This is a genomic window from Arthrobacter sp. Y81, from assembly GCF_002929335.1.
Taxonomy (GTDB): domain Bacteria; phylum Actinomycetota; class Actinomycetes; order Actinomycetales; family Micrococcaceae; genus Arthrobacter.
In genome coordinates this window covers 1-1,550 of sequence record NZ_PJIL01000046.1, presented here as the reverse complement: position 1 = coordinate 1,550, position 1,550 = coordinate 1, and the positions used below count along the sequence as shown (strand labels likewise).

The 1,550-nt window shown below is 59.7% G+C and carries 2 protein-coding genes and 1 tRNA gene; 2 read left to right on the top strand and 1 reads right to left on the bottom strand.

Annotated features, from left to right (window positions below; all coding sequences use genetic code 11):
* Positions 1–217: hypothetical protein (locus tag CXQ91_RS25080; protein WP_219816606.1), on the bottom strand; the 217-nt coding region annotated here is incomplete at its 3' end.
* 123 nt (positions 218–340) lie between these two features.
* Here CXQ91_RS25080 and CXQ91_RS24085 point away from each other — a divergent pair.
* Positions 341–1,381, top strand: coding sequence for a tyrosine-type recombinase/integrase (locus CXQ91_RS24085; RefSeq protein WP_104176360.1), 1,041 nt, complete (start codon positions 341–343; stop codon positions 1,379–1,381).
* 8 nt (positions 1,382–1,389) lie between these two features.
* Positions 1,390–1,485 (top strand) — tRNA-Sec (locus tag CXQ91_RS24080).
* Positions 1,486–1,550: the final 65 nt, after the last annotated feature.

Here is a 1,550-nt window from a genome sequence, read left to right as displayed (position 1 = left end):
TGACCGACGAGCCGAAACACAGGGGGTCCTCCAGGGCCCCCCGCGCCTCCCAGGCCAGGAACGTGGACCGGTCCCGGGGAACGTTGGTAGGCAGCTGGGAAGGGAGCGAGTGGGCGCTAAGCCCGCATTTGATCGACTGAAGCAATGGGAATGCTGGCCAGTGATCCGCGACCACTACGCCGCCAAGGACATGAGCGAGCGAGACCTCTACAAGCACATCAAGAATCTATTGCAGGAACGACACGTGCGCTGGGGGCGTGCCGTCTGATGTTTGTTTGCCAAATACACAAACAAGCCAAACACGCTGACATAGCAGCTCCCGGCCAAGGCGGTGATGGTCATGGCGATTGAGCAACTGCCAGACGGGCGTTGGAAAGTCGATGTCGAGCCGATCAAGGGCAAGCGCTTCCGCAAGACCTTCAAGACCAAGGGCGAGGCTCAGCGGTTCGAGGCGACCTGTCGATCCAAGCTGATCGAAAGTCCGCAATGGTCACCGAAACCGAAGGATCGTCGCCGTCTCTCCCAACTGGTGGAATGCTGGGGGCGTCTGCATGGTGGTTCGCTGGCCGACTACGAAGGTCGCCGCGTCATCATGGATCGCATGGTCGAACGCCTGAAAGACCCTGTGGCCATAGCCTTCACTGCTACCGATTTTGCGGAATACCGCGCCAAGCGCCTCGCGTCCGGTATCAGCCCGAAAACGATGAACAATGAGCTGTCCTACCTGCGGGCGCTGTTCAATGAGCTACGGCGACTCGGTGAAATCGAGTTCGATAATCCGCTCTCGATGCTCAGGGCGATTCGGGTCCAGGAACGGGAGCTGTCCTACCTCGACAGCCATCAGATCGACCGGCTGTTCCTGGTACTGCGCAGCATGGTCCACCCACACGTGGAGCTGATCGCCACGATCTGTTTGGTGACGGGTTGCCGATGGGGTGAAGCGCAAGGGCTCACGATTAGTCGGGTGGGCGATGGCATGCTCCAGTTCGTGAACACGAAGTCGAAGCGTCGCCGTGTGGTGCCGATCGATCCGAAGCTAGCGGAGCGGATACGCCAGCACCTTCGGGAACACGGTGCGTTCACCAACTGCCGGGATCGGTTCGATGAAGCTGTGTCGCGTGCCGGGCTGGGTCTGCCTGCCGGACAAAAGTCGCATGTGTTGCGGCATACCTTCGCCTCACACTTCATCGCGAACGGTGGCAATATCCTGACCTTGCAGAAGATCCTCGGTCACTCGTCCCTGGCGATGACAATGCGCTACGCGCACCTTGCGCCCGATCATCTGCAAGACGTGTTAGCGTTTGGTCCTGCTAGGGATTTTCGACACTTCTTCGACACTCCCGCCTCCGAGCTACAGTTGGGGCAGGAAAATTCCTTGTAAATCAATAAGGAAGGCAATCGCACCCGGTGGTGCGGCCGGGCTTCAACCCCGGTTGGGGGCGGCAGCCGCTCCCGGGTGGGTTCGACTCCCACTGCCTTCCGCCAATTTAGGCTTAGCGGTCGCATCGTGGAATCGGCACATCGAGAGAGCTGAGGCTAAAGGTTGAAGA